Source organism: Shewanella sp. 433 (genome assembly GCF_059338565.1).
Map to the genome: position 1 here is coordinate 2,097,061 of NZ_CM181703.1, position 25,318 is coordinate 2,122,378.

Here is a 25,318-nt window from a genome sequence, read left to right on the forward strand (position 1 = left end):
TAAGAGTATGCCGCAAATAGTTTTTTTACCCCATGAAGAGTTATGTCCTGATGGGGCGGTAGTTGAAGCACAGCAAGGTGAAACCGTTCTGGATGTTGCATTACGTAACGGTATTCATATTGAACATGCATGTGAGAAGTCTTGTGCTTGCACAACTTGTCACGTGATCATTCGTGAAGGCTTTGATCAACTTGAAGAAAGCGATGAGCTGGAAGATGATATGTTAGATAAAGCCTGGGGACTAGAACCAGAGAGTCGCCTCTCTTGTCAGTCTCGCGTGCCTGATTGCGATCTGGTGGTGGATATACCTAAGTACACCATTAACATGGTCAGCGAAGGTTAGTGTTTATTACGACCTTATTTATCCGCTAGTCAACCTGAAGCCAGTCAATAGACTGGCTTTTTTATGCGCCGAAAATAGGATAACGACTATGCTTTTAGCATGATCATTTGATAGGAACAAACCGATGAAATGGATCGATTCTCTCGATATTGCCTTGTCACTTTTAGAAGCCCACCCTAATGTCGACCCACAGCAGATCCGATTCACCGATTTACGCCAGTGGGTACTCGAGCTTGATGATTTTGATGATGACCCGGAGCATTGTAATGAGCGTATTTTAGAGGCGATACAGAGCTGCTGGATTAACGAATACGATTAAGCGCGTTTAATTAGCTGTGATTACTCGAGTGGCTTACGCCTAGAGGCTAGAACCGCTGTTTTCAAAGCGGCTTGCTGATGGGGCCATCTGATATTTATAGAGCGATAATCTCGCCGCAGTATGCTTATTGCTTGAGTAATCTTGTTATTTAAAGGTAGGTTTTTGTCGATTAATTTCGTATAATCCGCGCGAATTTTTTAAAACCTGTTTATTAAAGGAAGCTAGACATGGCTATCGAACGTACTTTTTCTATCATTAAGCCTGATGCAGTTGCTAAAAACCACATTGGTGCTATCTATAACCGTTTTGAAACAGCTGGCCTTAAAATCATCGCTTCTAAAATGGTTCACCTAAGCAAAGAACAAGCAGAAGGTTTTTACGCTGAGCATAGCGAGCGTCCTTTCTTTGGTGCCCTTGTTGAATTCATGACTTCTGGTCCAATCGTTGTTCAAGTACTAGAAGGCGAAAACGCAGTACTAGCTCACCGTGAAATCTTAGGTGCGACCAACCCAGCTGAAGCTGCTCCTGGTACTATCCGCGCTGATTTCGCAGAAAGCATCGACGAGAATGCAGCTCACGGTTCAGATTCAGTTGCATCTGCCGAACGTGAAATTGCATACTTCTTCAGCACTGAAGAACTTTGCCCACGTACTCGTTAATTTGAGCGTGTGCATTAATGCTATAAAAGGAGCCTAAGTGGCTCCTTTTTTGTCTCTGGTTTTTAAGGCAAAATAAGCTCGATGTGATTGGTTGTTATGACAATCCATCTGGCCATCTAGGCGAGAGTTTAATGGCAGCAATATACTTTACCCATGTTTAACAAGTAGATGAGATATCGATGAAGATCCTAGCCGATGAAAACATGCCTTATGTTGAAGCCTTGTTTGCCGATATAGGTGAGGTGGTGTGTGTTGATGGACGTAAACTCACGCCTGAGCAGGTGCGTGATGCCGATGTGCTGCTAGTGCGCTCCGTTACCCAAGTTAATCGCCAATTGTTAGCCTTGAATACGCAACTCCAATTTGTTGGTAGCGCAACCATTGGCATGGACCATCTCGATCAAGCTTATTTATCTGAGCGTGATATCTGCTATACCAATGCCCCAGGATGTAATGCCACTGCGGTGGGTGAGTATGCTTTTATTGCCATGCTTGAGCTAGCACGGCGTTTTGAACAGCCGTTAAAACACAAGACGGTTGGCATTATTGGCGCAGGTAATACTGGCTCGGCGCTGCAAAAGTGCTTGCAGGCGTATGGTGTTAAGGTACTACTACATGATCCATTGTTGGCCGAATCAGATGATCCGCGTACCTTTGTGACCCTAGAGGAACTTATTAACCGTTGTGATGTGATCTCTTTACATGTGCCGTTAACAAAAAGCGGTTCGTATCCCACTTGGTACCTGTTCGATGAGGCGCGATTAGCCAGTCTCCGCCCCGATTGCTGGTTGCTGAACTGCTGCCGGGGTGAGGTGATTGATAATCGCGCATTGATAAGGATTAAACAGCAGCGTGATGACCTCAAAGTGGTACTCGATGTCTGGGAGGGCGAGCCCCACCCAATGGCCGAGCTGGTACCTTATGTTGAGATTGCTACCCCGCATATTGCAGGTTACAGCCTCGAAGGTAAGGCCCGCGGTACTTTTATGCTGTATGAAGCGTTGATGGCACATTTAGGGTTAACTGCCCATAAGTCGATGGATGCGCTGCTGCCCCCCTTGTGGAGTCAGCAATTAACTCCAGCGTCAGTTCCCAATGAAAACGCATTATTGAGCCTAGTTAGACTGGTTTATGACCTACGTGATGACGACTTGGTTTTTCGCAACCGCTTCCTTAATCATAATGGCTTTGACCTAATGAGAAAAAATCATAAACATAGGCGCGAATTTAGTGCGTTAAGGCTAGCCAATCATGCTGGTTCTGATGTAGATTGGGTGCTCAAATTAGGTTTTTCAGGAGTCGGTCTGTAATTATGTCGCAGGAATATAACGTAGTCGTATTAGGTGCATCGGGTGCCGTGGGTCAAACAATGATTGAGATCCTCGAAGAGCGCAACTTTCCCGTCGCGAATTTGTACCCATTAGCCAGCAGTCGCAGCGCTGGTGATACGGTAACATTCCACGGTAAACAGGTCGAAATTTTAGATGTTGACACTTTCGACTGGTCGCAAGCGCAAATAGGCTTTTTCTCTGCCGGTGGTGATGTCTCTGCTAAATGGGCGCCTATTGCGGCCGAGCAAGGGTGTGTTGTTATCGATAACACTTCACATTTTCGCTATGACATTGATGTGCCGTTAGTGGTTCCTGAAGTGAATCCGCAGGCGATTGCTGATTTCCGTAATCGCAATATCATCGCTAACCCCAATTGCTCTACTATCCAGATGTTAGTGGCACTTAAGCCCATTTACGATGCCTTTGGCATTTCACGTATTAACGTGGCGACTTATCAGTCGGTGTCGGGTTCTGGTAAGCAAGCCATTGAAGAGTTAGCGAATCAATGTGCTAAGTTACTGCAAGGCTTGCCTGTTGAACCACAGGCGTATTCTAAACAGATCGCCTTTAACGTATTACCGCAAATTGATGTGTTTATGGATAATGGCTACACCAAAGAAGAGATGAAAATGGTGTGGGAGACCCAAAAAATATTTGGTGATAGCCAAATTGAAGTAAACCCCACCGCAGTGCGGGTACCGGTATTTTATGGTCACTCAGAAGCTGTGCATTTGGAAACGGTGCAAGCGGTTGATGCTGAAGAGGTTAAAGCGGTATTACGCGATGCTCCAGGTGTTGAGTTGTTTGAGTCTGATGATGACTACCCAACGGCAGTAACCGACTCGGCTGGTAGCGATCCTGTGTATGTTGGCCGAGTACGCAAAGATATTTCGCATCCTAACGGCATTAATTTGTGGATCGTCTCTGACAATATCAGAAAAGGCGCGGCACTCAATAGTGTGCAGATCGCCGAGGTGTTGATCAGGGATTATTATTAATTTATGGACCTTTTATAAGGTTTACTTTAAAAAGCCTGCATATTGCAGGCTTTTTTGCTGTTGTTACTTGATTTTAAATCGTGAACAGTAGCAGGGCATGAAATTCTGGTTTATAGTAATCTCAATAAATACAATTGCCTAAAGCATGCTGCCAACTTGCAGTATTACTCCGCTTGAAAGGGAAGAATGGATGAACCTTCGCACATCGCACCTCGCTGGCTTCATTGCCAGTGTTCTTGTTATTCTCACTGCTACATCGGGTCTTTTATCGGCGGCTGAGCCTCTCAAAATTACTGGACCCGACGGCGAGCAGCGTCAGATGATCCGGCAGTATGGCCCAACAACGTTCGCTGATACTTTTTGGAGCATCGCACAAAAAACGCGTCCCGATGACAGTGTCACCGTATATCAAGTGATGGCGGCAATTTACGAGGCAAACCCCCATGCGTTTGCCAGTAATAATTACAACAGCCTTGAAAAAGGCATGATTTTATTGATCCCATCCAAAGCCGTGATGGCAGCAATTCCTAAGAGTTTAGCAAAGCAACTGGCACAGACTAACGATGCTGGTTGGCAACAGGCTAAGTCTCAAACCGCGAAACCCCTACCTGTATCGCCTCAGCCTACAAGCCCGAGGCCACCAAAAGTTGAGCCAGCGAAGCCAACACTCATGCCTGTTTCGCCAGCAACTAGCACAGCAGCTAAGAGTACAGCGAGCGTTGTCGAAGTCAATCAAGCTGAAGTACCGCACCCGCAGTTGACAGCGATTAGTGCCAAATTAGAGGCTCAACAAGCAAAAAATTTATCATTAACCGATGAATTGGCACGTGCCGAAGACAAGCTCAATCTGGCCGCCAATGATAACCAAGTTCTGCAAGATAGAATTGATCAGCTCGATGCCAGAGTCGCCGAATTAGAAGAAGCCTTACTGATCCAAAAAGAGCAAAAGGCGGAGCTGAGTAATCAAGTTGCATTACTTAATCAGGAGTTAACAGCTGTTGAGCCAGTAGAGCAAGTTGCACAAACGGGTGACAGCTGGCGTACCATAATGAGTAATCCATTGTATATCGGCCTTGCTGCCGCTGTTCCTGCATTATTGCTATTACTGATTGTGGCGCTCATGTTAAAGCGTCGTAACGCGAGCACGGAAGAGACTCAAGCAAATACTGATGTGTCAGCTCAAAATGCACCAGAGATGGCCGCAACTCAGGCTATTGCTCCTAGCAATGATGCTGATGAGTCAGTTGCGGTACACCTTGATGATGAAGCCGATACGTTAGCATCCTTAATGAGTGTCGATAATGACACGCTAAAATCTGAGAGCGATTTAAGCGATGACTCAGAACAACTCGATATGGCTCAAGAGATGTTTATCGACACCGATAGCGTGTCAAGCGATCCCCAAGAGGAAGAAGGCCAATCATTAGATGATCTTTGGGCAGAAGCTATGGGCGAACAAGAAGAAGAGACCTTTAATGGTGTTATAGAGCAAGATGATCTCGATTCGTTATTAGCCAATATGGATAACTCTGAACCTGCTGCCAGCGAAGCTGCGTCATCTGCTGACGAAACGGATCTTGATGCCATGCTTGCGAGCTTCGATAGTTCGGCGGCAGAGTCAGGCAATACATCAGAAACAAGCGCTACAGTGGATGCCAAAGCCGATCTTGATGCATTATTAGCGGAATTTGATGCCCCTGAACAGGGGAATGTGCAAGAAGATAACGAAGACCTATCACAGCAGATAGCCCATGAACTTGAACAAGATAACGACGATTCGAGCTTTGATGATGCCGATTTAGACAGCCTGTTGGCCGAGTTTGATACGTCAATAAATGCACCAGCTAACGAAGAATCATTAATCGAAGAGATGGGGGGGGACGCGATTGCGCCAACCGCCACAACGTTAGCCAATGATAGCTTAATCGAAGAGGTGCCTTTTGATGCAGATGATAACGAAAGTGTACCATCACAAGAGATAGCACCTACCTCGGATAATAATGAGCAAGTAGAAGAGTTTGTGGTAGAAGAAGTCGCTAGCGAAGCGTTAACCACGGACGCCTTAATTGAAGAGGTGGATTTTGACTCGGATAAGCAAGATGTTGCCGAGCAAATTGCTGCCGAGTTAGCCGAAGATGAGCCTATAGCATCGCAGGAAGCCGATCTAGATACTTTACTTGCTGACTTTGGCAGTGTTGACAATAGCGATGCTACAGCGGCCGATGACACAGAGGCTAGCAACACCGAGCTCGATACACCACTTAAGCGTGGCAGTACGGCTGAGCCGTTGGAGTTTGAATCATTTCCAATAGATCACACGCCGAGTTCTACAGACGAAGATGATGCCATAGAGCTTGCCCTCCCGAGTGATGATGTGTCGCTCGATGATCTGTTGGCAGACCTTGAGTCGGTTGATACTAAAGAGGGCAAAACCAAAAATGATTCGGGATTTTTTGATGATTTAAAAGGTAATAAGCGCGTCGCCGATAACATCCTCGAATGGGATAATGCTATTGCTCTTCAAGGCGCAGAGACTACAACGGATATTAACTCGCTCGATGATCCATTAGACGATGAACTGTCATTAACACTTGACGACGATGATAACTTGACTGTTGATGAGGCATTAGCTGCGCTAGATGCGCAACAAGGTGACGCGAAACCTACGCAAGCGGTTGCCGAGCACGATCTGACTGCGTTTCAACAAGATAATGGCTTTATCGATATCGATAGATTATTAAATGAAGCTAATGAAGATTTGAGTGATGTTGACCAATATAAAGAGCTCAATGTCGATATGGGCGAGCTCGATGATTTGATGGGCAGTACCACCATGGTCGATGTTGATGATGAGGAAAACTCGGTTAATGCCAAACTTGACTTAGCCCGTGCTTATATCGAGATAGACGATATGGACAGCGCAAAGGCGTTACTCAAAGAAGTGCAACTTGACGGTAATGAGCGTCAGCAAAGTGAAGCTAAGCATTTGCTCAGTGATCTATAACGCATAAGTCTATACCTCGCGTGTGGCAATGATGCTAACACGCTGACAAAAAAACGGCGCTCGCGCCGTTTTTTTATGGCGCAAGGTGAGCGTTAATCCTGAGGGAAATGGATTAATATCGTGTTTTGAATTAATGCTGTTGCGCTAGCCCTGTTTGGCTAGAGTTATTTGTCCAGTTCGTTAGCACGTTATGCTAGAATCGCGCGCCTAGCACAATTTTAATTGATATAAGGATTGGTATTTTATGCGCGTAGCATTAGGTATCGAATATGATGGCAGTCGCTATTTTGGCTGGCAGCGTCAAGCCGAAGTTGATTCGGTTCAGGCGCAACTTGAACGAGCACTCTCAATCGTTGCCAATGAGCCAATAGCGATTCAATGCGCGGGGCGCACCGATGCCGGCGTGCATGCTACTGGGCAAGTGGTGCACTTTGACACCAATGCTAGCCGTAAACTCAGTGCTTGGACCTTGGGCGTTAACGTTAACTTGCCCGATGATATTGCCGTGCGCTGGGCCCAAGAGGTTAATGATGAGTTTCATGCCCGTTTCAGCGCAACCGCACGCCGCTATCGTTATATGATTTATAATCATCAGCTTCGTCCTGGGATCTTACGCGCAGGCGTGAGTCATTATCCGGGCGATATCGATGAAAATAAGATGCATCAGGCGGCACAGTTCTTGTTGGGCGAGCAAGATTTTACCAGTTTCAGGGCGATACAATGCCAATCAAATACCCCATTTCGTTGCGTGCATGAAGTCAATGTTACGCGCCAAGGTATGTATATTTGTGTCGACATTAAAGCCAATGCATTTTTGCATCATATGGTGCGCAATATTGTCGGATCGTTGCTTGAAGTGGGATACGGACGCCAGCCCATAAGTTGGATTGAACGTTTATTAGCACTTAAGGATCGAACACAAGCTGCCGCCACCGCTAAGCCCAATGGTTTGTATTTAGTCGATGTGACGTACCCTGACGCTTATCAGTTGCCAAAATTAGCGCTTGGGCCACTGTTTATGCTCGATTAAGTTTTTTTGCTGCGCGTGGTGTTCACCACGGTAGTTCATCACCGTGACCTGCGGCGCGAACAATATTACGTCGCTTTATCTTTTCATTACTAGTACGAGTCTTGTATGTCATCTATCCTGTTACCCAATCAGCAATCGAGCCTTGAGTCTTGGCTAGCGCACTTATTGTCTATTCATCCGACAGAGATCGACATGGGTTTAGGGCGCGTGTCGCAAGTGGCTAAAGCTATGGGCTTAACCCAGTTAGGCAATACTAAAATCGTCACAGTTGCCGGTACTAATGGCAAAGGCACTACATGCGTGATGATAGAGCAGATGATGGCGGCGGCAGGATGGCAAGTGGGTGTGTATAGCTCGCCCCACATGCTGAAATATAACGAGCGAGTGCGCATTGCTGGGGTCGACGTTAGCGATCGTGATTTGATTGATGCCTTTTGCGCTATCGATAGTGCTAGAGGCGATATTTCGCTGACCTTTTTTGAATATGCCACGCTAGCAGGTTTATCTCTTTTTAAACAATCGGCCCTGGATCTGGTGCTGCTTGAAGTGGGGCTCGGCGGGCGCTTAGATGCAACCAACATGATCGATGCCGATATTAGCGTGATCACCTCAATCGATATCGATCATCAAGAGTATCTCGGTGATACCCGTGAGCTGGTCGGGCGAGAAAAAGCGGGCATTTGCCGAGCGGGGCGGCCATTGGTGGTCGGTGATGCAGATTTACCCACATCGGTTATTGAAGTCGCAAACCAAGTGGGCGCCCAGCTTATTCGTGTCGGTGAGGATTTTAATTATCATCAAGACGATAAGGGTTGGCATTTCAGCGGCGTGCAATGGCAACTTAATAACTTACCACCGGTACAACTGCCATTACCCAATGCCGCGACCGCGCTGGCAGTGGTTGAGCAGCTATTACCAACGATAGATAAATCGCATCTGTTTACAGGATTACAACAAGCGCGCTTGAGCGGGCGCTTAGAGTTATTTCATGATGCTCCCATCACATTACTCGATGTGGCCCACAACCCCCATGCAGCGCGGTATTTAGCACAAAGACTTGAGGTTTATCGCGATAAGCGCATTGTGGCTCTGTGTGGCATGCTGAAAGATAAAGATTGCCAGGCGGTCATTGCAAGCCTCAGTGAGGTGATTGATGTGTGGTATTTTACTGATTTAGATTGTCCACGCAGTGCTAAGGCGACGCAGTTAATGGCCTGTCTACCGCCAGACAGTAAAGGCTATCCATTTGAATCAATTGAGCAAGCATATAAAGCACTCAGTGTTAATATCTGCGATGATGATGTGGTAATTGTGTTTGGCTCCTTTTACACTGTGGCAGAGTTTAAACATTTACACCTTGGGTGAATCAACGTGGACGAAGAAATAGAAGTTAAACAAAAAATCTTATCCAGTCAGTTTCAAAATCGTCTGGTTGGGGTGATTGTGTTGGTGGCGCTAGGGGTCATTTTTCTGCCTGATATCCTCGACGGTAAGAAACAGCAGCAAGAAGAGCAGTTTAGTGAGATACCACTTCGCCCAGCCGTTGAGATGAACCTCGACACATCGCCGGAGTACAAGGCTATCGATTTAACCGATGAAGTTGCGCAATTTTCCGCGGCAGAACCAGAGGTTCTTTCCAGTGACGCCGATAAGCCCAGTGTGACGTCAATCGCGTCTAAGCCAAAGCCTGCCAAGGTCGAGCAGAGCCTGACTAGCAGCGCCTATACCTTGCAATTAGGCAGCTTTAAAAATGCCGCTAATGTGAATGCATTGGTTAAACGCTTAAGATCCAAAGGATTTAGAGCTTATACCTTGCCGCAAACCCCTGTGGACGGTGAGTTAACTAAGGTGTTTGTCGGTCCTGATATCTCTAAAGCTAAGTTGCAACGATTACAAAAAGAGCTGGATAAGCTGACTGAACTTAAATCTGCTGTGGTCAGTTATAATCCAGTTGAGTAGTGTGCTCAACGTATCGCGAAGTTAGGGGGGGGTAACCTTAAGTCCTTTTGTGATCATACTTAAACAACGCCGAGACCTTAATATCTCGGCGTTTTAGTTATGCAAAATAATTCGCTTTAGGGTTAATGTGTTGTCAATTTTTATGAATTCAGTGTCTTTTATTCAGGATAAACTTAATTGCTTTTAAGTGGGCCTAGGGGGTGAGAATGTCTTCAGTCTCTGGTAAGATCGCGCCGTCTTAATGCTATTGCTGGATCACCTAATTCAATGGTTTGGATCGATTACGCCATTATCGCTGTTATCGGATTATCGACTGTCATCAGTCTGCTCCGTGGCTTTGTCAAAGAAGCTATGTCACTTGTGGTATGGTTTGCAGCTTTTTTCGTTGCGAGTCAGTTTTATGCTGATCTCGCGGTCTACCTCACTCAGATGCAAGATGAAATGGTTCGCAACGGGATTGCCATTGCTATTTTATTCATTTCTACCTTAATTCTAGGCGCGCTCGTTAACTATCTTATTGGCCAATTAGTGGCTAAAACAGGCTTATCTGGTACCGATAGGGTATTAGGTCTCTGTTTTGGTGCATTAAGAGGTGCTTTGATTGTCAGCGCGATGTTGTTTTTTATGGATGCTTTTACCGGAGCACCCAATACCGATTGGTGGCGCAGTTCACAATTGGTTCCCGAATTTGGCGTGGTTATCCAATGGTTTTTTGACTATGTGGAAAACACCTCAAGCTTTGTACCCAAAATATAATAATGCTTACAGCCTATGTGACCTGATGCAGTGATTCTTTCTGATCAGGGCTCGACAATAATAATGATTAGAACATCTTACAATGAGGAAACCTACCCATGTGTGGTATCGTCGGAATAGTTGGCCGAACACCGGTTAATCAGACAATCTATGATGCGTTAACTGTATTACAACACCGTGGCCAAGATGCGGCTGGCATTGTAACCGTGGACGGGCATGCATTTAGGTTGCGTAAAGCAAATGGTCTGGTAAAAGACGTTTTTGAGCCAAAGCATATGCAACGTCTGCAAGGTAATGCGGGGATTGGGCATGTGCGTTACCCTACCGCAGGTAGTTCGAGTGCCTCTGAAGCGCAGCCGTTTTATGTTAACTCGCCATTTGGTATCTCGCTCGCCCACAACGGTAATTTAACCAATACATTAGAGTTACAAGAACGCTTACTTAAACAGCGTCGCCATGTTAATACCACTTCTGATTCTGAAGTCCTACTCAATCTACTTGCCGATGAATTACAAACTACGCAAAGCCAATTTCTTACCGCGGACGAAGTGTTTCAAGCGATCACTAATGTTCATCATCTGACGCGCGGTGCTTACGCGGTTGCAGCGATGATCATAGGCCAAGGCCTAGTCGCTTTTAGAGATCCTTTCGGCATAAGACCATTAGTACTGGGTAAGCATGAAACGGAGCAGGGCACTGAATATATGGTTGCCTCTGAGAGTGTGGCACTCGATGCGGTTGGTTTTGAAACGGTGCGAGATGTTGCCCCTGGTGAAGCGATTTATATCTCGCTCGATGGTCAGCTCTATACCCGCCAATGCGCACCTTCACCGAGTTATTCGCCTTGTATTTTTGAATATGTTTACTTTGCTCGCCCAGATTCGACTATAGATAAAGTGTCAGTCTATGGCAGCCGTGTAAATATGGGCACCATGCTTGGCGAAAAAATTAAGAAGCAGTGGGAAGACCATGATATTGATGTGGTGATCCCCATTCCTGAAACCTCATGTGATATCGCACTTGAAATCGCGCGTAATTTAGACTTGCCTTATCGTCAAGGCTTCGTCAAAAACCGTTATATCGGCCGCACCTTTATTATGCCGGGTCAGCAGGAGCGCAAGAAATCGGTGCGTCGTAAGCTCAATGCCATTAATGCTGAGTTTCAAGGTAAAAACGTACTGCTGGTGGACGATTCTATTGTGCGTGGTACGACTTCTGAACAGATCATCGAAATGGCCCGTGAAGCTGGCGCCCAAAAAGTGTATTTTGCGTCAGCGGCACCCGAAATTCGTTTTCCAAACGTGTATGGTATCGATATGCCAACCACCAGTGAGCTGATTGCCCATGGTCGCGATGTGGAGGAAATCACCAAGCTGATTGGTGCCGATGGTATGATTTTCCAAGATCTCGATGATTTAGTTGAAGCCGTACGTCAACAAAACCCCGATATTAAACGTTTCGAAACCTCAGTCTTTGATGGGCATTATATTACTAATGATGTCGACCAAGCTTATTTAGATCATCTGACTCAACTGCGAAATGATGATGCAAAAGCAAATCGTATCAAAGATATAGGAACAAATCTCGAGCTGCATAATGTATGTCACCCTTAATATGAGCCTGTAATATATTGCTCTTTGGCTGTGTCATCAAAAACCGATTTCTTTGTAAGTCGGTTTTTTCTCATTGGATGAGAAATTACTGATCTTTATGATCGTTTATCGCTGCAGTGCTATTTTTAATCAATAGCCTAATGCCTCTTATTTAATGAAATATCTGCTTTGCCTAGGAGCACTGAATGAAGCAATTATCCATAAGTACTAAATTGTTGTGGATCACCTCAGCCCTGTTTTTAATTATTGTGGCGATACTATCACTGAGTCTTTGGTGGTCGTTAAGTGATAAAAATGCCGTGTTAGCGGAGCAAGTTCAAGAGTCGATTAAGAAAGAAACTCGCTATAAACTGACGGCAAGAGCCGGTGAGTATGGTGAGCGAGTGGCCGCTTTTATTAACGAGGCTTATCGTGTGCCTTATGCTTTGTCAGGCTTGCTTGAACAAACATCAGTACAAAGCCCATTAAGCCGTGACAGTGTCGAAATGACTATCATGGGCTCTTTACAAAAAAATAGTCAATTGTCCTCTTTGTATGCCCAGTTTGAACCCAATGGTTACGATACTAAAGACAGCGAATTTTTTTATGGTGCCAGTCATAGTGTACCTAACGCGGGTAGCATGGAGATCTATTATACTCGCACCGATAATGGCAGTATCGAACACTCAGCAGTGACTGACGCCGAAGAAAAGTATGTTGAGACATTAAATGAATTTGGTCTCAGAGAGGCTGAATGGTATCTGTGTGCCCGTGATACCAAAAAGCCATGTCTAATGGAGCCATATCTCTATGAGATCAGCCCAGGTAAAAATGAGTTAATGACATCGCTTATCTCACCAGTCGTAGTGGCGGGGCAGTTTAAAGGGGTGGTAGGTGCCGATGTAAACTTACCTATCTTCCAAACGATGATCGATGAACTATCGCAAAAGTTATATAACGGCAACGCCAAGGTCACTCTAGTTAGTGCTAAGGGCCTAGTGGTTGCAGCGAGTCATTACAGTAAAAAAGCGCGTCCATTAGCAGAATCTATCGATAGCGCGTTAGCTAAGCAATATCTGTCTTTACACCGTAATGGTGGCTATTTAGATGTGGGTGATAATATTGTTGTTGCCTACCCCATTAGTATTCCGTTGGCCGATGTACAATGGGAGCTATTGATTGAAGTAGCAAAACAAGATGTGTTTAAAGAAGCCATCGCAATGGATAAGGCGATGACCGAAATGGCTTCATCGCTTGGTAGTTTGTTGTTGATCATTGGCAGTATTGTGTCTGTGATTGCGGTGGTAACCATTAGCCTTGTTATTCGCAACATTATCGCGCCTCTTAAAGTGATCCAAACTCGAGTCGAGAACTTAGCCAGTGCTGAAGGTGATTTAACCCAAACCATCAATGTGGAATCTCACGCCGAATTGATTGCGCTAGGGGGCGGCATTAACAGTTTTATCACTAAATTGCGCTTACTCATTGGCGAGATGAAAGTACTGGCTGAACGCTCACAAGATGAGAGCCAAACTACTGCCAATATTGCCCAGCAAACCCGTGAGAGTGTTAATCGTCAATATAGCGAAATTGAAAGTGTTGTCACCGCGGTCAATGAAATGAGCGCAACCGCCCTTGAGGTGGCTAAAGCCTCAGAGCAAACCGCGATGGAAACTGAGGCGATGAATGCCAATGCTAAAGCGGGTGAAGACAGCCTTAGTCAAGCGATGAATTATGTGACGACCATGTCTCATGAGTCCTTATTAGCGAAGGAAGCAGTGAGTAAAGTGGCAGAGAGTAGTACCAATATCAGTAAGATCTTGGAGGTGATTAGCGCGATTGCTGAACAGACAAATTTACTGGCATTAAATGCGGCGATTGAAGCGGCGCGAGCGGGTGAACAAGGTCGAGGTTTTGCTGTGGTGGCTGATGAAGTGCGAGCACTGGCGTCAAAAACCCAGACCTCAACCGATGAAATTGGTAAATTGATCGATTCGCTGCAGCAAGAAGTTAAAAGTGCTTCGCATATTATCGATCAAGGTGTGGAGGGGGCGCAGCGCGCCGTTGAGCAAACTGAGTCCGCTTTAACCTCGCTCAATACCATCGTTGGTCAAATTGAGGAGGTGTCGAGCCAAGTGACTCATATTGCAACAGCAGCAGAGGAGCAAAGCGCGGTGACGGAAGAGGTTAATCGCAACATTACAGGTATTTCTGATTCCGCAGCAGAATTGGCACGGCTTGCCGATGAGGCGCAGCAAAGTAGTGTTAGCTTAGCCGAACTGGTGACGCAGCAGCATCAACAATTAGGTAAGCTCAAAACCTAATCACCACATAAGGTTCACGCTGTATACCTGCCTAACCGTGAGCATTGTGCTTACGGTTAGGCCATTAAGGCTAATGACACTTACATCACGCTACAGCACTATATTTGTTAGTTTGTCATGGCTCTTTTACCCGACAAAGCCAGTCAGCTGCATTGGCACTAGCTTCTTCTCCTCTATTGTACTTGATCTTAAATCGCCCTACACCTTATCGCCATATCCGCTGAACTTAATTCGTATCTTTGGGTCATAGGCTGACTCCTCAGTGCAACTTTATCCTGTTTTACATTTGCAGCCTGATCTGACTTAGGTTAAAGTTACTGTTAATTTATACAGTTGTTTATCCTGGCTAACTGAGTGCTATGATTTTATATATCGCCGAGAAACCCAGCCTTGGCAGAGCCATTGCTGATGTATTACCAAAACCGCTAAAAAAAGGCGACGGTTTCATTACCGCGGCTAACGGGGATTGTGTCTCTTGGTGTATCGGCCACTTGCTTGAACAAGCGGAGCCCGATACCTATGACAGTGCATATAAATCATGGAAGTTTGAACACTTACCTATTATTCCTAGCCAATGGAAAATGAAACCTAAGCCGAAAACGCGCAGCCAATTAACCGTGCTGCGTGGCCTGGTAAAACAAGCATCTCAGTTAGTCAACGCAGGGGATCCAGACCGTGAAGGGCAGTTGCTGGTGGATGAGGTGATTGCGCATCTTGGAGTCAAAGGCGATAAGCTTAATCAGACCATGCGATTATTAGTGAGCGATCTTAATCCACAAGCGGTTAAACGCGCTTTAGGTCAGTTGCGCAGTAATCGCGAGTTTATTCCGCTGTCTACCTCAGCCTTAGCGCGTTCACGCGCCGACTGGCTCTATGGCATGAACATGACCCGAGCTTATACCCTTCAAGGGCGCAAAGTGGGCTATCAAGGCGTGTTGTCGGTTGGCCGAGTACAAACCCCACTGCTTGGGTTAGTGGTTCGCCGCGATGCCGAGATAGCGCAATTTGTCAGTAAACCGTTTTATGAGGTATTGGCTCATTTAACCACAGACAAAGATCAAAGCTTTAAAGCCAAATGGCAACCCAGTGAAGCCTGCTTGCCCTACATGGATGATGAAGGGCGTGTGCTATCTAAAGGCTTAGCCCAAAATGTGATCAGCCGTATCAGCCATCAAACTGCCGTGGTTACTGGGCTTAACAGTAAAGATAAACAACAACATCAGCCGCTACCTTATAGCTTGTCATCACTGCAAATTGATGCGGCTAAACGCTTTGGTATGAGTGCAAAGACGGTGCTCGATACTTGCCAGTCGCTGTATGAACGCCATAAGCTGATCACTTATCCGCGCTCAGACAGTCGCTATTTACCTAAAGAGCAGTTGGCGTTGGCGCCCAGTGTGATTAAAGCCATCATTGGCGGCGCACCTGAGTTAGTCCAAGGCATTGAATCGCCTGATCCAAAGATAAAATCGAAGGCGTGGAATGACAGCAAGGTTGATGCGCACCACGCGATTGTGCCAACAGAAAAATGCGCTAACTTAGGCAGTTTGAATCAGGCTGAGCAACAAATTTATCTGCATGTGGCGAGGCAATATTTAGCCCAGTTTTATCCACCTTATCGGTATCATGAAACTCAGGTTGAAGTGGAGATTGTTAAGGGACGCTTCACCACTAAAGCCAAGCAAGACCGTGCACTTGGCTGGAAACAACTGTTTCCCGCAGCATCGTCAAGCAAAGCGGCACCGCAGGATGAGGCCGATACGTTGCAGCAGTTGCCACCTTTGATTAAGGGGCAAACGCTACGTTCGGGGCTGGCGGAGTTAGTCGAGAAAAACACCCAAGCGCCGAAAGCGTTTTCGGATGCAACCCTGCTGGCGGCGATGACCGGCATTAATCGCTATGTGACCGACCCTGAGATCCGTAAAATCTTAAAAGATACCGATGGCTTAGGCACAGAGGCGACCCGCGCAGGCATTATTGAGTTGCTGTTTAAACGTGGATTTTTACAACGCCAAGGTAAATCGATTGTCGCGACCGAGGTCGGTAAAGGGCTGATAAACAGTTTGCCAGACTCAGCCACTACGCCCGATATGACGGCCTTATGGGAAAGTCACCTCGATGCCATTTGTCGTAAAGAGGCAAAGTATCAGAGTTTTATGACGCCATTAGTCGACTCGCTCAAGCAGTTAATTGCCCAAGCCGGTGCTCAATTACCCGCATCATTGCAAGGGGTTAAAGCCCCGAGTGGCCAGTTTAACAAGCGCCGTGGTAAGGCAAGTTCAGCTAAAGCCAGCACCTTGGCCGGTAAAAAATCAAGTGGGCGCAGCAGTCGTACCAAGGTGAAGCCACAAGGTAAAAGTTAACATTGAGTTTGAGGTAATAACCCGCTCTACAGCCCACTTTGTCTTTGTGGCTGTGTTGTCTTAACCTAGTGGCTCAGCTGAATTTATGTATATAAAAGACTACATGCAAACAAGATAATAAAACGCCAGCTGGAGATTGCTGGCGTTGTTTTGTGAGAGATCTTACTTAGCCTTTCGACAGAAGCTGTTTAGGCTCGCATCGACTTTTCGCCGCGGCACAAACCAACGACCCCAGAGCGAGAGACTTCAATCACTTTGGTGACTTCACCGATAGCACTGATAAAGGCGTCAAGTTTTTCTGTGGTGCCGGTCATCTGTATGGTGTAAAGCTCGGCGGTGACATCGACTATCTGACCCCGAAAAATATCGGCAGTGCGCTTCACCTCGGCGCGTCCAGCGCCTTTGGCTTTAACTTTCACTAACGCCAGTTCGCGTTCGATATGGCTGGACTCGGTGATATTAGCGACCTTTAAGATGTCGATAAGTTTATGCAGCTGCTTTTCTATCTGTTCTAACACCGCGGCGTCGGCCACCACTGTGATGTTTAAACGCGATAGGGTCACATCATCAGTCGGTGCAACGGTTAAACTCTCAATATTGTAGCCACGCTGGGAGAACAAGCCGACTACACGAGATAATGCGCCGGGTTGGTTTTCAAGTAACACAGAAATAATACGACGCATTAGCTTTTCTCCGTTTTGCTTAACCACATTTCATTCATCGCCCCGCCGCGAATAAGCATAGGGTAAACATGCTCAGTTTCATCGACACTAATATCAACGAAGACCAGTTTATCTTTCATCGCCAGTGCTTTTTCTAGACCAGCCTCTAACTCTGCTGGATCGCTAATGGTCATGCCCACATGACCGTAGGCTTCGGCAATTTTGGCAAAATTGGGTACCGAATCCATATAGGAGTGAGAGTGACGTCCTGAGTAGATCATATCTTGCCATTGCTTAACCATGCCAAGAAAACGATTGTTTAAGTTGATAATTTTAACTGGCGTATCGTATTGCAAAGCGGTGGATAGCTCTTGAATGTTCATCTGTATCGACCCATCGCCTGTCACGCAGATCACTGTCTCATCAGGCATTGCCATTTTTACGCCCATCGCCGCCGGCAAACCAAATCCCATGGTGCCTAAGCCGCCAGAGTTTATCCAACGACGGGGTTTATTAAAGGGATAATAAAGCGCAGCAAACATCTGATGTTGACCTACATCAGAGGTTACATAGGCATCGCCATTGGTTAACTTATGCAGAGTTTCAATCACTTGTTGAGGCTTAATTCGGCCACTGGTTTTGTCATACGCTAAGCTGTCCTGTGAGCGCCATTGATTGATTTGGCTCCACCACTGGTCAATCGCCGTTTTATCGTTATCCAGCTGACTGTCTTCTGCCAGGCGCGCTAGCATATTATCCAGTACACTGTCTGCCGAGCCGACGATGGGGATGTCCACATGTACTGTCTTAGAAATCGAGGACGGATCGATGTCGATGTGTAAAATCGTGGCATTTGGGCAATATTTTTCAACGGCGTTAGTGGTGCGATCATCAAATCGCACCCCAATGCCAAAGATTAAATCTGAGTGGTGCATGGTCATATTCGCTTCGTAGCAGCCATGCATACCGAGCATGCCAACGCTGTTATCGTGGGTGCCAGGAAAGGCACCCAGCCCCATTAGCGTGCTCACCACTGGGATCCCCAGTTTTTCAGATAGGGTAAGAATTTGCTGATCGCAGCCAGCGATAACCGCCCCGCCGCCCACATAAAGCACAGGTTTTTTTGCCGAGAGCAGTGCTTGTAAACCGCGACGAATTTGGCCTTTGTGGCCCGAGGTCGTCGGATTGTAGGAGCGCATATTGATCTCTTGCGGATATTGATAGTCATGCAATATCTGTGGGTTCAAGCAATCTTTGGGGATATCGACGACGACGGGGCCTGGACGGCCTGTCGCGGCAATGTAAAAGGCTTTTTTGATGATCTCTGGAATATCTTTAGCATCGGTCACTAAGAAACTGTGCTTTACCACAGGCCGTGAAATACCAATCATGTCGCACTCTTGAAAGGCATCATTACCGATAAGGTTGCTGGGCACTTGTCCTGATAACACTACTAATGGAATAGAGTCCATGTAGGCTGTGGCTATTCCGGTAATCGCATTGGTCGCACCTGGGCCAGAGGTCACCAGCACCACTCCCACATCGCCCGTTGCACGTGCGTAACCATCGGCCATATGCACGGCGGCTTGTTCGTGCCTAACAAGGATATGTTCGATACCAGATTGTTGATGCAAGGCATCATAGATGTCGAGAACAGAGCCACCAGGGTAGCCGAAAATGTGTTTAACGCCTTCGTCGATAAGTGAACGGACGATCATGCTGGCGCCGGATAACTTCTCCATTGTTGATCCCTCAATAGTTACCGCTACGGTATGCAGTATCTTGCAACAGCGACGGTAATCGCTTGAAATGATAAGCTTGAAGGGTACTTCAAACTCGTTAATCACTCGTACATCAATGTGTTAGCCTGTTAGCTTGAGTGACTGCCGTTATCGAGCAGAATTTCATCATATAAAATAGTGCTGTTAAATCAAGCGTTTTATTTAAATATTTTAAGTATATGAAAATAAATCGGGTGGGTTGTTGCCATTTAGTTGCGGGCGGCGCAGCAGTTAATACTGCCGTTGACCTTAAATAGGAGCAAGGTTTTGGGTCTATGGTTTTTTAGGGGCAAGGTTTGAGATGATGGTTTGGGATCTATGATTTGAGTCTATAGTTTGAGGCCTATGATGCACCAGGCTCATAGGCAGAATCCCCCCAGCTTGAGGGGGATTAAGTTATTCAGCTTGTTCTGGTTCGTTATCGGAAGCCGAGTTTATGTGATTGGCTAAAAACTGGCATAGGCCCACCAATATCACCGCGGCTAACATCAGCGCGGCAAAGGGCACCGCAGTGCCTGTATAAAACAGCGCCAGCAAGGGACCGGCTAATGCGCCGCAACCAAAGCGTAAGGTGCCGATAACTGCAGTTGCCGTGCCTGTTTCTTGCTGAAACTTCATCAGCACTATGGCATCGGCATTAACCGACATTATGCCTAAGCAGCCCATTAACGGGATCAACATGGCGACGGTGTAGTGATAACTTAAATCGGCTAAGTTAACGCTAAGCAGTGCAACTCCAGCGACACTTGCCAGCAGGGTGGCGACTTTGAGCATGCGTCGTGAGCCATATTTCACCACAATTTTGCTATTGACCACATTCGCTAACATCAGTGCGCCGACATTAGTGCTAAATAGTATTGCAAACAGTGACTTATCTAAACCAAATACCTCCATGTAGACAAAGGGCGAGGCGGTTAAATAACAGAAAAAAGCAAACGAGGTGAGTACGCCACTGGCCAAATTGAGTTTAACCCCGGGCTTAGTAAACACCACAGCATAGGCGCCAAAGAAGCTTTTTTGACTGCGCTGCGCACCGCGCTCATCACTGGGCATCTTGAGTTTGGTTATGACTAATAGCAACAATAAGAGTGCATAACCGCTCAGCGTAAAAAAGATTAAATGCCAGTCTCCGAGCTCTAAAATAATACTGCCTATCGTGGGGGCGATAAGCGGGGCTAGCATCATGATCAAGCTGACATACGACATCCCTTTAGCAGTATTTTTGCCATATACCTCTTTAATATAACCGGGTACCACAACCGTTGCTGCAGCGCCGATAAAGGCTTGTAAAAAGCGTAAGCTTAAAAACAGCTCGACATTCGTCACAAAGGCTAAGCCAAGACTCACCAACATAAAGCCACTGAGTCCAATAATCACCAATGGCTTGCGACCTACTTTGTCGGCGATTGGGCCGAAAGTGAGCATGCCAAGGGCATAACCCGCCAGATAGAGGCTTAGTGATTGCTGTACTGTGGTAATGCTTGAATTAAAGCTCAATGCAAGGGTTGCCATCGCCGGCAAATACATGTCGATAGCCAGTGGCGTAATCGCAACAATCGCCGCTAGCATGGGGATCAATAGCGTTAAATTTAAATGAGTCACGCAAGCCTTGTCGTGCGATGGTGGGACAGACGCTGTGTTCACTGATACCTCTTGTGATACGAAATTAATTAACATTGCAGCGGATAACGCTTGGTTAAGCGTTATCGAGGAAGATGAATGATTGTACGAGATCGCGCCCCCATTTGGCTAACGGTTTGTGAGCGATATAACCTTATTAGCAGGGGACGTCTATGTGAATAATTGTCAGCGAGGGAGCGCGGATGAATGGATGCTTTATTTGGGCTTTTTTATTGCGTCTTACTTTTTAAGAACAAGGGGTCACCTGTAAAAATAACCGCCTCACCACTGTCGAGCCAGGTGGGGTATTTGACCATGATAGCGTTAAACATTTCGCTATTAAGCAGCGTTTGCAACCAAGTTTGCACCTTGGGGTAGGGCGCTTGCTGCCACCAAGGCAAGTCGACATGGGCAAATTGACGAATAAACGGAAAAATAGCGATGTCAGCGAGGCTCAACCGTTCGCCAAGTAAATAGGGACCGATTTGCAGTTGCTGCTCGAGCCTGGCAATAAAATGCTCCCCTTGCTCTCGATAATCCTCTGCTTGTTGCTCTGGGTGACGATCGGCGTATTTGTATTTATCTAAGTAAGGCTTAAAGTCATGATCGTTTTGCTGGATAAGCGCTTCAGTTAACGCCTGTTGTGTTGGTTGGTCCAAGCGGCGTAAATCTAAAGGATCGTTATGCTGTAATGCCCAATTGATAATATCGAGACTTTCATCGATAACAGTGTCATCTTGCAGGATTAACACGGGTACAGTGCCTTTCGGGCTGGCTTCAAGCATGGCCTGAGGTTTATGTTTTAAGATGATTTCACGTAACTCGACCGTGCGTTGCGCAAGCCATAATCCGAGTCTAGCGCGCATAGCGTAAGGGCATCGACGAAATGAATATAAGGTGACGCGGGGCATAACTCTCTCCTTTCTTAAGTGACTATTTTCACTGTTTTGAGCCAGATCGCAAATAAAATCCCAATTGTTTATGGCTGAGGTTGTCATTGCGTGTCGGCCCTGGCGATAGACCAATAGGGGCGGGGCGTTTATAACGGTGGAATACTTTTGGGGTAAGGTGAGGGCGTGCACTTTGTCGTTAACCTGCGGATTTGATCTGGTTGTTTGCAATAACCTTACTCTTTGTGCCTGTTTATTCGAGTGTGATTTAGGTAGAATCACGCTCCAATTTTGCGCCTGAAATCACATTTTTAGGCGGTTTACATGCACTGGGGATTACGCCTCAGCCAGCATATAGAGGAAAGTATGTCTCAAGTCGTTGTTTGTGCGCTATATAAATTTGTATCTCTGCCTCATTTTGCCGAAGTTCAACAGCCGTTATTGGCTCAAATGGAATCAGTGGGCATCAAAGGCACCTTGTTATTAGCCAGCGAAGGCATCAACGGAACCGTTGCCGGTACACAAGCGGCTATCGATTCACTCTTGGCGTGGTTAGAGCAGCAGCTAGGGCTCGACCATATTGTCTACAAGTTATCATTTGATGCTGAAATGCCTTTTTATCGCACCAAAGTGAAGCTTAAAAAAGAGATTGTCACTATGGGCGTTGAGGGGATCGATCCGCGTAAAGTGGTCGGTACCTATGTTAAGCCAAAAGATTGGAACCAACTGATTTCAGATCCGGATGTCCTCCTTATCGACACCCGTAATGACTACGAAGTAAGCATTGGTACGTTTAAGCATGCGGTTGACCCAAAGACACAAACCTTTAGAGAGTTTCCTGATTATGTGAAGGAAAATCTTGATCCGACTAAACATAAAAAAGTCGCCATGTTCTGCACTGGCGGTATTCGCTGTGAAAAGTCGACCGCTTACTTAAAAGAGCAGGGATTTGATGAGGTCTACCACCTTGAAGGCGGCGTGCTGAAATACTTAGAAGAGGTACAGCCTGAAGAAAGCCTATGGCAGGGTGAATGTTTTGTCTTCGACAACCGTGTGTCAGTCAATCATCGACTCGAAAAGGGTGAATACGATCAATGTAATGCCTGTCGCTTACCGATCACCGAGGCTGATAAAGCCAGTGAGCATTATGTCAAAGGGATCAGCTGCCCACATTGTGTCGATAAAGTAACGGACAAACAGCGTGAGCGTTTTGCGGAGCGCGAGCGCCAAGTTCAGTTGGCTAATGCTCGCGGTGAGTCTCATATTGGTAGTGACGTTAACTCTGTGATTGAGCAGCGCCGTTTACATAAATTGGCCTTGAAGCAGGGCCAACAGGATGAACGCCAAGGCGATAAAGGCTGATCTCTCTAGCTTTGCCCGCTGTGAATAGGCCGTGGTATTAGCGAACGGTATAAAACTGTGCTTATTTAGATTTTTTTGTAATGAGCATTGGCGTTTTGTCTACAGTGGCTATACTGAATTTACTGCTACAGATAAGTTGCATCGGGCGACAACTCTGTATCTCCAGCAGGGTTAATAGTGGTTTATGGGTTGGTGTTGATAGGCTGCCACTATTAGCATTTTTAGTAAGAAACTAAGGCGGGTATTGTATTAAGCAATGCTCGCTTTTTCTTTGTATGGCAACATAAACGTGAGCCATCACCTTGTTTCAGTGTACCTACCGTTCCCATTAACGATTGTGTATTAAGTCTGCTCTCACATCAAATTACTGCTTACCATTTAATTAAATAGGCAGCTCACACCGTTTAAGTTCAATCACACTACTGTTGGCTAACTAGATGAAGCCGCGTGTTTTATTTGCTAGTGACTCTTATGATGACTGCATTTTTTTTGCTGCACCTATTTACTTAGCCTGCTAAGTAAATATAATGCTTAGCAGGCTAAGTATTATTCCTGATGATTTAATCCATTCTTTGGCCTATCGGTATCAACAAGCGTTGCATATGAAGTTAACCGGTGGCTGCATAAGCTATCTGCGTTAGTTATTAGGCTCGACATAACATTGGCGCCAGACTAAATACTGCTAGGCAACATAATAGAGGTAGTGGATGAGTTGTTATCCGCTAATACAAGGATGAGTACTATGAATAAGAAAAAGATCAAGCAGTTAAACCATACCCAGTCAACGACCGAGCATTCTCAATTGTCGTTAGGTGAGCATTTAGGCCGATTACATCGGTTGTGGCGCATGGTTGCAGACGCCGAGTTGGCACCACTTGGCTTAACACATTCACGCTGGACTGCGTTGTGGAAGCTATATCGTCTTGGGCAAGATATAAGCCAAAAGCACCTTGCGGAGGCATTAGAAATCGAGTTGGCCTCACTGATGCGAACGTTGGGCCAGTTAGAGCAGCAGGGCTTGGTGATGCGCCATTGCTGTGAGCACGACAAACGTGTCAGACGTGTAGCCTTGACTGAGGCGGGACTAGCAGTATTACATCAAATGGAAGCTAAAATCATTCGGGTACGCGCCGAGTTGCTAGCTGGGATCAGCCCAGAAATGCAAGCACAGTTTGAACACACACTTAATCAAATTAGTCATAATGCGGCGGCAAAGTTACAGGCTACCGCATCTAAAGCTCAGGAGTAGTATAAAGTATATGACGCCAGATCAACAATTTACGCGGTTAGTCAAATTTGCCATGGTGGGCTTTTTGCTCCTTTTTAGTTATTTTTTAGTCGCCGATATCAACATGCCGCTAACGACTCAGGCCATGGCGACCCGCACGATCACACAAGTGGCGCCGCAGATCAGCGGTAGAGTGGTGCAGGTCTATGTGAAAAATAATCAACAAGTGACTCAAGGCGAGCCGCTGTTTAAGCTCGATCCTAGCGAGTATCAACTCGCACTAGAGCAGGCCGAATTAGCCCTTGAACAAGCAAAGCAAGATAACGCCGAACTTGATGCCTCCATGGCGGTGGCAGAGGCTGACGTGGCAGCCAGTGAGATTAATGTTGCCTTAAAGCAGCGTGAAGCTAGGCGCATACAATCGCTTTATTCCCAGCACAGCGTGTCGCAACAGATGGTAGATCAAGCACGTACCCAAGTGAAATCTAGCTTATCTCAGCTTCATGCCGCTAAGGCACAATTAGCTAAGATCAGCACGCTTCGTGGTGCTTCGGGTGACAATAACCTTAAGTTACGCCAAGCACACAATAACCTTAAAAAAGCACGTTTAGCTTTGAGTTATACCCAAATACATGCCGATCATGATGGGGTTGTTACCAATGTGCAGCTCGCGTCTGGCTATATGGTGAGTCATGGCTCACCTGTGATGGCCTTGGTGCTTGATGATGTTGATGTTATAGCCGATTTTCGAGAGAAAAGCCTGCGTCATGTCAGTCGCGATGCCAACGCATGGGTGGCGTTTGATGGTCGTCCAGGCCAGATCTATCACGCTAAGGTCAGTAGCGTTGATGCGGGTGTCAGTGCAGCGCAATTTGCCGCCGATGGTCGCTTGGCGACACCAGAAGAATCTAATCGCTGGGTACGTGATGCGCAGCGTTTTAGATTGCATCTTGAACTCGATCAACCCTTGATGACTCGTTTACCCGCCGGGGCTAAGGCCACAGTACAGTTACAACCTGATAATTGGCTGTTTAGCCAGTTAGCAAAGCTACAAATCAAGTTTATTAGCTTGCTGCATTTCATTTACTGAGACGGCT

At 46.3% G+C, this 25,318-nt stretch carries 20 protein-coding genes; 16 read left to right on the top strand and 4 right to left on the bottom strand.

Annotated elements, in window-relative coordinates:
* The first annotated feature begins 7 nt into the window (after positions 1-7).
* The 13 genes from fdx to AC5YB1_RS09305 all read left to right on the top strand — a co-directional run bounded on the left by fdx (position 8) and on the right by AC5YB1_RS09305 (position 16,678).
* The gene (fdx, locus tag AC5YB1_RS09245; protein ID WP_110458878.1) at positions 8-343 is read left to right on the top strand and encodes an ISC system 2Fe-2S type ferredoxin; all 336 of its coding nucleotides are present in this window, start codon (positions 8-10) and stop codon (positions 341-343) included.
* Positions 344-467: 124 nt separating this feature from the next.
* A complete protein-coding gene (gene iscX / locus AC5YB1_RS09250; RefSeq protein WP_494518928.1) occupies positions 468-662 on the top strand; it encodes a Fe-S cluster assembly protein IscX in 195 nt (64 codons plus the stop codon).
* A 227-nt stretch (positions 663-889) separates the two neighbouring features.
* On the top strand, positions 890-1,321 hold the full coding sequence (gene ndk, locus AC5YB1_RS09255; protein WP_110458879.1) for a nucleoside-diphosphate kinase: 432 nt from the start codon (positions 890-892) through the stop codon (positions 1,319-1,321).
* A gap of 179 nt (positions 1,322-1,500) precedes the next feature.
* The gene (locus AC5YB1_RS09260) at positions 1,501-2,631 is read left to right on the top strand and encodes a 4-phosphoerythronate dehydrogenase (RefSeq protein WP_494518929.1); all 1,131 of its coding nucleotides are present in this window, start codon (positions 1,501-1,503) and stop codon (positions 2,629-2,631) included.
* Between the two features lie 2 nt (positions 2,632-2,633).
* Positions 2,634-3,650 (top strand): aspartate-semialdehyde dehydrogenase, encoded by a 1,017-nt coding sequence (locus AC5YB1_RS09265; protein ID WP_494518930.1) that lies wholly within the window; start codon positions 2,634-2,636, stop codon positions 3,648-3,650.
* Positions 3,651-3,840: 190 nt separating this feature from the next.
* A complete protein-coding gene (locus AC5YB1_RS09270) occupies positions 3,841-6,654 on the top strand; it encodes a FimV/HubP family polar landmark protein (RefSeq protein WP_494518931.1) in 2,814 nt (937 codons plus the stop codon).
* A 244-nt stretch (positions 6,655-6,898) separates the two neighbouring features.
* A complete protein-coding gene (truA, locus tag AC5YB1_RS09275; RefSeq protein ID WP_494518932.1) occupies positions 6,899-7,684 on the top strand; it encodes a tRNA pseudouridine(38-40) synthase TruA in 786 nt (261 codons plus the stop codon).
* Between the two features lie 105 nt (positions 7,685-7,789).
* Positions 7,790-9,049, top strand: coding sequence for a bifunctional tetrahydrofolate synthase/dihydrofolate synthase (gene folC, locus AC5YB1_RS09280; RefSeq protein ID WP_494518933.1), 1,260 nt, complete (start codon positions 7,790-7,792; stop codon positions 9,047-9,049).
* Positions 9,050-9,055: 6 nt separating this feature from the next.
* Positions 9,056-9,643 carry an SPOR domain-containing protein gene (locus tag AC5YB1_RS09285; RefSeq protein WP_494518934.1) on the top strand — a complete coding sequence of 196 codons (588 nt, stop codon included), beginning with the start codon at positions 9,056-9,058 and terminating at the stop codon, positions 9,641-9,643.
* A 267-nt stretch (positions 9,644-9,910) separates the two neighbouring features.
* On the top strand, positions 9,911-10,399 hold the full coding sequence (locus AC5YB1_RS09290; RefSeq protein WP_494518935.1) for a CvpA family protein: 489 nt from the start codon (positions 9,911-9,913) through the stop codon (positions 10,397-10,399).
* A gap of 98 nt (positions 10,400-10,497) precedes the next feature.
* Positions 10,498-12,012 (top strand): amidophosphoribosyltransferase, encoded by a 1,515-nt coding sequence (gene purF / locus AC5YB1_RS09295; RefSeq protein ID WP_494518936.1) that lies wholly within the window; start codon positions 10,498-10,500, stop codon positions 12,010-12,012.
* Positions 12,013-12,197: 185 nt separating this feature from the next.
* Positions 12,198-14,315 (top strand): methyl-accepting chemotaxis protein, encoded by a 2,118-nt coding sequence (locus tag AC5YB1_RS09300; RefSeq protein ID WP_494518937.1) that lies wholly within the window; start codon positions 12,198-12,200, stop codon positions 14,313-14,315.
* Positions 14,316-14,674: 359 nt separating this feature from the next.
* The gene (locus AC5YB1_RS09305; protein WP_494518938.1) at positions 14,675-16,678 is read left to right on the top strand and encodes a DNA topoisomerase III; all 2,004 of its coding nucleotides are present in this window, start codon (positions 14,675-14,677) and stop codon (positions 16,676-16,678) included.
* A gap of 188 nt (positions 16,679-16,866) precedes the next feature.
* On the opposite strand, the gene ilvN is transcribed toward AC5YB1_RS09305, so the two are convergent.
* The 4 genes from ilvN to AC5YB1_RS09325 all read right to left on the bottom strand — a co-directional run bounded on the left by ilvN (position 16,867) and on the right by AC5YB1_RS09325 (position 21,652).
* Positions 16,867-17,361 carry an acetolactate synthase small subunit gene (ilvN, locus tag AC5YB1_RS09310; RefSeq protein WP_475514157.1) on the bottom strand — a complete coding sequence of 165 codons (495 nt, stop codon included), beginning with the start codon at positions 17,359-17,361 and terminating at the stop codon, positions 16,867-16,869.
* Positions 17,361-19,082, bottom strand: a complete 1,722-nt coding sequence (locus AC5YB1_RS09315; RefSeq protein WP_494518939.1) for an acetolactate synthase 3 large subunit — start codon at positions 19,080-19,082, stop codon at positions 17,361-17,363. Before AC5YB1_RS09315 ends, ilvN begins: the two co-directional genes overlap by 1 nt.
* A 435-nt stretch (positions 19,083-19,517) precedes the next feature.
* A complete protein-coding gene (locus AC5YB1_RS09320; RefSeq protein ID WP_494518940.1) occupies positions 19,518-20,765 on the bottom strand; it encodes a multidrug effflux MFS transporter in 1,248 nt (415 codons plus the stop codon).
* 206 nt (positions 20,766-20,971) lie between these two features.
* A complete protein-coding gene (locus AC5YB1_RS09325; RefSeq protein ID WP_494518941.1) occupies positions 20,972-21,652 on the bottom strand; it encodes a glutathione S-transferase in 681 nt (226 codons plus the stop codon).
* Between the two features lie 345 nt (positions 21,653-21,997).
* On the opposite strand from AC5YB1_RS09325, the gene trhO reads away from it, so the two are divergent.
* The 3 genes from trhO to AC5YB1_RS09340 all read left to right on the top strand — a co-directional run bounded on the left by trhO (position 21,998) and on the right by AC5YB1_RS09340 (position 25,311).
* Positions 21,998-22,993 carry an oxygen-dependent tRNA uridine(34) hydroxylase TrhO gene (trhO, locus tag AC5YB1_RS09330; protein ID WP_494521614.1) on the top strand — a complete coding sequence of 332 codons (996 nt, stop codon included), beginning with the start codon at positions 21,998-22,000 and terminating at the stop codon, positions 22,991-22,993.
* Between the two features lie 742 nt (positions 22,994-23,735).
* Positions 23,736-24,242, top strand: coding sequence for a transcriptional regulator SlyA (gene slyA / locus AC5YB1_RS09335; protein ID WP_494518942.1), 507 nt, complete (start codon positions 23,736-23,738; stop codon positions 24,240-24,242).
* Between the two features lie 10 nt (positions 24,243-24,252).
* Positions 24,253-25,311 carry an HlyD family secretion protein gene (locus AC5YB1_RS09340; protein WP_494518943.1) on the top strand — a complete coding sequence of 353 codons (1,059 nt, stop codon included), beginning with the start codon at positions 24,253-24,255 and terminating at the stop codon, positions 25,309-25,311.
* Positions 25,312-25,318: the final 7 nt, after the last annotated feature.

Coding starts and splice junctions, on each gene's coding strand:
- iscX (WP_494518928.1), top strand. CDS start 468: ATGAAATGGATCGATTCTCTCGATATTGCCTTGTCACTTTTAGAAGCC.
- AC5YB1_RS09265 (WP_494518930.1), top strand. CDS start 2,634: ATGTCGCAGGAATATAACGTAGTCGTATTAGGTGCATCGGGTGCCGTG.
- fdx (WP_110458878.1), top strand. CDS start 8: ATGCCGCAAATAGTTTTTTTACCCCATGAAGAGTTATGTCCTGATGGG.
- AC5YB1_RS09315 (WP_494518939.1), bottom strand. CDS start 19,082: ATGGAGAAGTTATCCGGCGCCAGCATGATCGTCCGTTCACTTATCGAC.
- ilvN (WP_475514157.1), bottom strand. CDS start 17,361: ATGCGTCGTATTATTTCTGTGTTACTTGAAAACCAACCCGGCGCATTA.
- AC5YB1_RS09325 (WP_494518941.1), bottom strand. CDS start 21,652: ATGCCCCGCGTCACCTTATATTCATTTCGTCGATGCCCTTACGCTATG.
- AC5YB1_RS09290 (WP_494518935.1), top strand. CDS start 9,911: ATGGTTTGGATCGATTACGCCATTATCGCTGTTATCGGATTATCGACT.
- purF (WP_494518936.1), top strand. CDS start 10,498: ATGTGTGGTATCGTCGGAATAGTTGGCCGAACACCGGTTAATCAGACA.
- AC5YB1_RS09270 (WP_494518931.1), top strand. CDS start 3,841: ATGAACCTTCGCACATCGCACCTCGCTGGCTTCATTGCCAGTGTTCTT.
- slyA (WP_494518942.1), top strand. CDS start 23,736: ATGAATAAGAAAAAGATCAAGCAGTTAAACCATACCCAGTCAACGACC.
- ndk (WP_110458879.1), top strand. CDS start 890: ATGGCTATCGAACGTACTTTTTCTATCATTAAGCCTGATGCAGTTGCT.
- AC5YB1_RS09305 (WP_494518938.1), top strand. CDS start 14,675: ATGATTTTATATATCGCCGAGAAACCCAGCCTTGGCAGAGCCATTGCT.
- trhO (WP_494521614.1), top strand. CDS start 21,998: ATGTCTCAAGTCGTTGTTTGTGCGCTATATAAATTTGTATCTCTGCCT.
- truA (WP_494518932.1), top strand. CDS start 6,899: ATGCGCGTAGCATTAGGTATCGAATATGATGGCAGTCGCTATTTTGGC.
- folC (WP_494518933.1), top strand. CDS start 7,790: ATGTCATCTATCCTGTTACCCAATCAGCAATCGAGCCTTGAGTCTTGG.
- AC5YB1_RS09300 (WP_494518937.1), top strand. CDS start 12,198: ATGAAGCAATTATCCATAAGTACTAAATTGTTGTGGATCACCTCAGCC.
- AC5YB1_RS09260 (WP_494518929.1), top strand. CDS start 1,501: ATGAAGATCCTAGCCGATGAAAACATGCCTTATGTTGAAGCCTTGTTT.
- AC5YB1_RS09340 (WP_494518943.1), top strand. CDS start 24,253: ATGACGCCAGATCAACAATTTACGCGGTTAGTCAAATTTGCCATGGTG.